Annotated in this window: 1 protein-coding gene; it reads right to left on the reverse strand. The window is 67.8% G+C overall.

Features of this window, described 5'->3' with window-relative positions:
* Positions 1–311, reverse strand: a 311-nt coding sequence (locus tag EN869_RS33945) for a GNAT family N-acetyltransferase (protein WP_135916154.1), incomplete at both ends; no start/stop codon positions are given.

A 311-nucleotide genomic window follows, 5' to 3' on the forward strand; every position in this document is an offset into this window, starting at 1 on the left:
CTTCTTCAGCGCCTTCTGCTCGAAGACCTCGACGCCCTCGGCGACGTCGCGGCCGCCATTGCCGGCATAGAAGGCCAGAGCATTGTGGTTGTCTTCCAGCGCCCATACCACCAGGCCCCTGAGGCCGTGATCGGCCAGGCGCGTCCGCGCCGCCTCGAAGAGCCGGCTGCCCAGCCCGATGCCCTGGTACTCCGGCCGCAGGTAAAGCTCATAGATCTCGCCCTGTTGCCTGAGCTCGCGGGCGCGGTTCTTGCCGATCGTGGCATAGCCGGCGAACGTGCCGCCGATCTCGACCACCAGCACGGTGGCCG

Source organism: Mesorhizobium sp. M2D.F.Ca.ET.226.01.1.1, from assembly GCF_004022705.2.
Classification (GTDB): Bacteria; Pseudomonadota; Alphaproteobacteria; order Rhizobiales; family Rhizobiaceae; genus Mesorhizobium.